At 48.1% G+C, this 6050-nt stretch carries 6 protein-coding genes; 5 read left to right on the forward strand and 1 reads right to left on the reverse strand.

Going from position 1 to position 6050, the window contains the following annotated elements; translation table 11 throughout:
• Positions 1–149 precede the first annotated feature (149 nt).
• A complete protein-coding gene (locus tag ACR2PX_RS16570) occupies positions 150–1523 on the reverse strand; it encodes a hypothetical protein (RefSeq protein ID WP_434000466.1) in 1374 nt (457 codons plus the stop codon).
• A 462-nt stretch (positions 1524–1985) separates the two neighbouring features.
• On the opposite strand from ACR2PX_RS16570, the gene ubiE reads away from it, so the two are divergent.
• The 5 genes from ubiE (at position 1986) to ACR2PX_RS16595 (ending at position 5810) form a co-directional block, all read left to right on the forward strand.
• Complete coding sequence (gene ubiE / locus ACR2PX_RS16575; RefSeq protein WP_434000467.1) at positions 1986–2747, forward strand: bifunctional demethylmenaquinone methyltransferase/2-methoxy-6-polyprenyl-1,4-benzoquinol methylase UbiE; 762 nt, start codon at positions 1986–1988, stop codon at positions 2745–2747.
• A 2-nt stretch (positions 2748–2749) separates the two neighbouring features.
• Positions 2750–3340: a ubiquinone biosynthesis accessory factor UbiJ gene (locus ACR2PX_RS16580; RefSeq protein WP_434000468.1), complete on the forward strand. Its 591-nt coding sequence runs from the start codon at positions 2750–2752 to the stop codon at positions 3338–3340.
• 100 nt (positions 3341–3440) lie between these two features.
• On the forward strand, positions 3441–5042 hold the full coding sequence (gene ubiB, locus ACR2PX_RS16585) for a ubiquinone biosynthesis regulatory protein kinase UbiB (RefSeq protein ID WP_434000469.1): 1602 nt from the start codon (positions 3441–3443) through the stop codon (positions 5040–5042).
• Between the two features lie 8 nt (positions 5043–5050).
• Positions 5051–5488 carry a phosphoribosyl-AMP cyclohydrolase gene (gene hisI / locus ACR2PX_RS16590; protein ID WP_434000470.1) on the forward strand — a complete coding sequence of 146 codons (438 nt, stop codon included), beginning with the start codon at positions 5051–5053 and terminating at the stop codon, positions 5486–5488.
• Entirely contained in the window at positions 5481–5810 is a 330-nt protein-coding gene (locus ACR2PX_RS16595) for a phosphoribosyl-ATP diphosphatase (RefSeq protein ID WP_434000471.1), read from the forward strand. Before hisI ends, ACR2PX_RS16595 begins: the two co-directional genes overlap by 8 nt.
• The last annotated feature ends 240 nt before the right edge of the window (positions 5811–6050 follow it).

Genomic DNA, 6050 nt, shown 5'->3' on the forward strand with positions numbered 1-6050 from the left:
GTCCCTGTGTAGCACCTTGCAAGTGCATTGTTATTAACACAGGTATTTTGCCTGAACAGCACAGAGGGCGCTCCTTTCAGTTCATTCTGTCTTACTTCTTCAGATCGTTAAGCGGGACTTAAGGTAAATACTGAAGCTTTGCAAGAAGCTCACTTCTTTCGAATCAGTTTTAAAGAAATAAACAGGGTTGTTAGCCCTGTGATAATACCCGCAGGTATTGATGCTGCGATAACACCATAGAACACATAGGGAGATACTCCATCGCAGGTTTCATTCTCGAGACAAACAGCGACTTCGGGGGTTGAAGGTGCCGTCGTCATCAGATCTGGAGTCAGAGTTGAAGGTGGGGTCAGGGTCGAGGTTGGAATCGAAGTGGGAGGATTATCGGGTGATAGTATCTGTCTTAAAAACTGGCTGATCAGGCAAGTATCGCCGGGATTGAAAGGCTCTGTAGTGATCTCTGTGGCATCAGGAAAAAGTGACAATATGGTATAGCCATATGTTTTTTGGGAGGATAACTGGCCATCGCCTGCAAAACACGCCCCAGGGTATAAACTGTCCCTGGGAGCCGAAATAACCATCAGATCCTGTGACTCACAGTTCATTGAGAGCACCCTGACGGTATCAGGCACAGGCCAATAGCTTCCGTCAAACGCCTTAAGCTCTTCCTGTTCAGGCATGATGATGCAGTGTTGCCCCCCATCCTGACTTAAAGGCAGAGAACCGGGTGAATGAGTGAACCTGGCTCCTGTTACTGAAATATGGCGAGCACCCTCCAGAGCACCAAGCCTTGAATATACAGGGCTTTGTAAGCTAACGATGATGAAAAGGTTGTCACAAACAGGATCAAAGCCTGTCAAATCAGTGGTATAAAATATGTATTCTCCTGGAAACCATCCCGCATGAGGTTCAGGCAGATCCTGCAGATCGTTCCTGCAGCATAGGTATAGTTCGGGTTCAAGGTATAGTTCGGGTTCATCTGTAGTTCCTAATTCTGAAGTGACGATAGCGCAGCAGCACTTTCGGGTTTCGCAGTGACTCAGGTGTTTTACGTCAATGGTTTTTTGGGCCAGGTGTTGGAAGTGTTGAATGATAATGCAGTACCAGTTGCCAGGGTCACAATGTCCGCTCTCGTCAACTGAAAAGGGGACTTCGTATAGTTTTAATTCGATTCCAACGGGTAAGTTATCGTGAGCAAGAAGGGCTGGATAAGGCAGTAAAAATGCCTCATCAATTCCTCTGTTCTTGCAAAGATGGTTATACAATGACTCTTTTGTCTCTGGAGCCGCAGGCAACAACTGTCTGTCATTTAATGGTGCAGTCCTCAGTTTTTTCTCTCGCTTTGACTTTTGTGGGTTCTGCATGAACTTTGTGTATACGCTGATATTTTTTTCCCAGAGACGCATTTCAACAGAAGGTTGTGAATGAGCATTTTCAGCAACAAAAGCAATACCCAAACTTATGGATAGTATACTGAGCAGTGTTATAAACGCTGACTTATCTGGAAATGGATATAATTTCATTGTTAATGCTTGAGGTAATTGCTCAAAATTCGCTGGCAGATTCGGGACAAACTCCTCTGCAGCCCAGTAAAACCATTGCAGAAGTGTCTGAAAATGCAGATTTGCCAGTAAAAAATGAGCAGTTACTGCTTGAAGTTAACTGCTCATTTTTTTGTGGGCGAAAGTGCTTTCTTTGGAAGGCTATCTTCTGACTTTACTGGGTTGTAACCAAGCGTCCGTAAAAATCGTCTATGAAAAGTGAGCAGTGATGCCTGAGGGTTGAATAGACATTGTCCATACGATCCGTCTCGCTCTTTGCATTAATAAGATAAGATAGAAGGTGAATGGAAAAAGCTCAAATATAAACGGGAAGTGCTTCAGCCAGTCTCTTTTACCTCTGTGTCATTACCCATTACAATAGCCTGCAATTTTTCCCGAATGCTTGCCAGCAGTCAGATGTTGACGGCTGGGGCGGAGATCTGGATGACTGACAAGGTAAGAGATCAGGACAAAACGCACTTTGGCTACAAAGATGTAAAACCTGATGAAAAAGAGAAAATGGTAGCGGGTGTTTTTCACTCAGTGGCTGACAGCTATGATGTGATGAATGACCTGATGTCGATGGGCGTTCATCGGCTCTGGAAGCGTTTTACCATTGAACTTTCTGCCGTTCGCAAAGGCCACCAGATTCTGGATATCGCTGGTGGTACCGGTGACTTGACCAAACAGTTTTCCCGTTTGGTGGGTGATACCGGCAGGGTGGTGCTGGCCGATATCAATGAATCCATGCTCAGGGTAGGGCGTGATCGCCTGATCGATCAGGGCGTTGTTGGCAATGTTGAGTACGTACAGGCAAACGCTGAATGCCTGCCCTTTCCAGAAAATACCTTTGACTGCATAACCATCGCGTTTGGGCTTCGCAATGTGACCGATAAGGCCGAAGCGCTGCGCTCCATGTGCAGGGTTCTGAAGCCTGGCGGCCGTCTGCTGGTTCTGGAGTTCTCCAAGACCAATAATCCTCTGTTAACCAAAGCCTATGATGCTTATTCTTTCTCGCTGTTGCCGGCTATGGGTAAGCTGATAGCAGGTGACTCAGAGAGCTACCGCTATCTGGCCGAGAGTATTCGCAAGCATCCAGATCAGGCGACCCTTGAAGCCATGATGAAAGAAGCCGGCTTTGTGAATACGACCTATCACAACATGACTGGTGGTGTTGTTGCCCTGCATAAAGGCATCAAACCCTGATTATGATGAAGACGGCATTTCTGGCGTTCCTGGAGACCCGGATTAATCAGCTTCTGAAGCTGGATCCAGTGACAGCAGAGGCTTTAAAGTCTCTGGACGGCAGTGTTATCCACTTCATTTGCCTTCAGCCTGATTTCAACTGCTATGTTTTCCTGGACGCTTTAGGGCTTCGTTTTGCTGGTTGGCATGAGGGTTCTGTTGATGCCACTTTGCAGGGACCCTGGAGCAGTTTTATGGCACTGGCTGCTGATCGAGTCTCGTCCTGGGACTCTATCAGGGGACTGGATGTGGCTGGTGATCCGGTTGTGCTGGACGCTCTGGAATCCGCCCATCAGAAGATGGAACTGGACTGGGAAGGTCTGGTTTGTGAACAAGTGGGGCCGGTAGCAGGGCACTCACTGGCAGAAGGCCTGCGGTTTATAACGTCTACTCTCGCTGGTTCCGGTCAAGCTCTTTCCGGTCATGCTGCTCTTTATCTTCAGGATGAGCTGAGAGTGATTCCTTCAGAACCAGAGATCAATGCTTTTAGTCGAGAGATCGAAGCTCTCAGCAAAGCTGTTGATGATCTGGACAGGCTTGTGACAAAGTCTTGATGGGAAAGGTTTCCAGGAAAAATATTTTGCTTCACCTTGGAATGAGAAAAATGGACAAGCAAAACATTTTTCACAGTAAAGAGTTTCGCGGGAGAAAAGGGTGCTGCAGTTAACCCGTTTAATAAAAATTGTGGGGGCGATTGCCCGTTACAGACTGGATGATCTGATTGAGATTGATCGTCTGCCATTTCCCGCCAGAGTGCTGATGCGACTCCTTCCCTGGCGATACGTCATCAAAAACAGTGAGCCCCGGGCCATCCGGCTGAGAAAAGGACTGGAGTCTCTGGGGCCAATCTTTATCAAGTTCGGCCAGATCCTTTCAACCCGTCGGGATTTGTTGCCTGATGATATCAGTGATGAGTTGGCTCGCCTGCAGGATCGGGTCGAGCCTTTTCCAGCGGCCGATGCTGTCAGCATTATTGAAAAAAGTCTGCATGCTCCGGTCTCGGAACTGTTTGATCGTTTTGATCACGAGCCCATGGCTTCTGCTTCTATTGCTCAGGTGCACAGCGCCCGCCTGCACACCGGTGAGGAAGTCGTTATTAAGGTGATCCGGCCGGGCATTGAGAAAGTGATCCGCAAGGATATCAGGCTGATGTATGGCTTCAGTCGTTTGCTCATAACTCTGATCAGAGAGGCCAGAAGGCTAAGACCCATGGAAGTGGTCAGGGATTATGAGAAAACCATTCTTGATGAGCTCGACCTGTTAAGGGAGGCTGCCAATACCTCACAGCTTCGTAGAAACTTTATTGACTCACCTCTGCTGTTTGTACCTCAGGTTTATTGGGATTACTGCAAGCCTTCGGTCATGGTGATGGAACGTATTTATGGTGTTCCTGTCGCTGATACAGCAACACTGAAGGCCAATGGCACGGATATGAAAAAACTGGCGGAAAGAGGAGTAGAGATTTTCTTTACCCAGGTTTTCCGGGACCGTTTTTTCCATGCCGATATGCATCCAGGTAATATTTTTGTCGATATTTCCAACCCTTCTGAGCCCAAATACATTGGTATTGACTGCGGTATCGTGGGAACTTTGGAGCCCGAAGATCAGTATTACCTGGCCTGTAACCTGCTGGCTTTCTTTAAGCGGGATTATCGAAAGGTAGCCCAGCTGCATGTGGATTCCGGCTGGGTGCCTTCAGATACGGTTGTAGGTGAGCTCGAAGCAGCCATTCGTACCGTCTGTGAGCCTATATTTGAGCGACCATTAAAAGATATTTCATTCGGACACCTTCTGGTCCGATTATTCCAGGTGGCACGTAGATTTGAAATGGAAGTTCAGCCTCAGCTGGTCTTACTGGAAAAGACATTGCTGAACGTTGAGGGTTTGGGTCGTCAGTTATATCCGGATCTGGATTTGTGGAATACGGCGCAGCCTTATCTTGAAAAGTGGATGAAAGACCAGGTGAGCCCCTGCGGTATTGGGCGGTCCGTGCGTGATAACGTTCCTGACTGGTTGCTCAGTGCCCCCAATATGGCCAGAAATGCCCTACACAGTGTCAAACAGATTTCTGAACATCAGCAGAAGCTTTTGGCCATGCATAACCGGGCGGATAAACAGTCCGGAAAGTTGAAATGGTTGGGCGGTATACTGGTTGCGGTGGCTGCTGCTGTGCTGGTTTTCCCTGAATGGTCTACGCAGATACCCTGGCAAGGGGTGATAATGGGAGGAGTCGGGGTTTGGCTCCTGACTCGATAGGAGTGTCTATGAGTAGCAATGGTTGTTTAGAGAGTAGTTGGCTGGATGAGGTTTGCTTTAATCGTGATGGGCTGGTAGCTGCAACAGCTCAGGATCATAAAACCGGTCGGATACTGATGCAGGCCTGGATGAACCGGGAAGCCCTGGCGTTAACCGCTGAGGAGCAGCAGGCTGTATACTGGTCTAGGTCCCGTGGCAAACTCTGGCGCAAAGGAGAGTCATCCGGTCATGTGCAGAAATTGCACGAACTAAGGCTGGATTGTGATGGCGACTCGGTGGTGTTGGTGGTTGAACAGCTGGGTGGTATAGCCTGTCATACCGGTCGGGAATCTTGTTTCTACCGGAAGTTGACCGAAGACGGTCAGTGGTTAACTACGGATGAAGTCCTGAAAAACCCTGATGCCATCTACGGTGAAGACAAGAGCGGAAGCAGCGATAATGGATAACATCTTAGAAAAGCTGGAAACTGTGCTGGAAGAGCGCCGTCAGGGCAGCCCGGACAGTTCCTATGTAGCCAGTCTGCATGCTGCGGGTATGGACAAGATCCTTAAAAAAGTCGGTGAAGAGTCGGCTGAAACCCTGATCGCGGCCAAAGCAGCAGAGTTTGGTGGCAGTCTTGATGATGTGGTTTACGAAACGGCAGATCTTTGGTTTCACTCTCTGGTGATGTTGTCCCATCTGGGCCTCAGTCACAAAGAGGTTTTGAAAGAGCTGGAGCGACGCTTTGGCTTATCAGGTATTGAAGAGAAGGCTTCTCGAGACGCCTGAGTGTTGATTGACCGGTAATCCGGTGCAATAGTGATGGTCATAAAGCCGTCTTCTTGAGGGAAGCGGCTGTTAATGTTTCTAGGGAATAGTTGGCATATATGCCAATTTCCCTGCCTAGGAGCCTGACCGAGAATAGCGGTCGAGATTAAAATTCAGTAGAACGAGGCCATTTTTTCGATGGATTTGTGCGAATAGTTGACCTATTTAAGCAAATTCATCGGAAAAATGGGCCGCTCTTTC

The sequence above is a fragment of the Endozoicomonas sp. genome (assembly GCF_051008435.1).
Taxonomy (GTDB): domain Bacteria; phylum Pseudomonadota; class Gammaproteobacteria; order Pseudomonadales; family Endozoicomonadaceae; genus Endozoicomonas_A.

Bases quoted from the DNA above. Each gene is read 5' to 3' on its own strand.
- ACR2PX_RS16580 (WP_434000468.1), top strand. From the start codon at position 2,750: ATGATGAAGACGGCATTTCTGGCGTTCCTGGAGACCCGGATTAATCAG.
- ACR2PX_RS16595 (WP_434000471.1), top strand. From the start codon at position 5,481: ATGGATAACATCTTAGAAAAGCTGGAAACTGTGCTGGAAGAGCGCCGT.
- ACR2PX_RS16570 (WP_434000466.1), bottom strand. From the start codon at position 1,523: ATGAAATTATATCCATTTCCAGATAAGTCAGCGTTTATAACACTGCTC.
- ubiE (WP_434000467.1), top strand. From the start codon at position 1,986: ATGACTGACAAGGTAAGAGATCAGGACAAAACGCACTTTGGCTACAAA.
- hisI (WP_434000470.1), top strand. From the start codon at position 5,051: ATGAGTAGCAATGGTTGTTTAGAGAGTAGTTGGCTGGATGAGGTTTGC.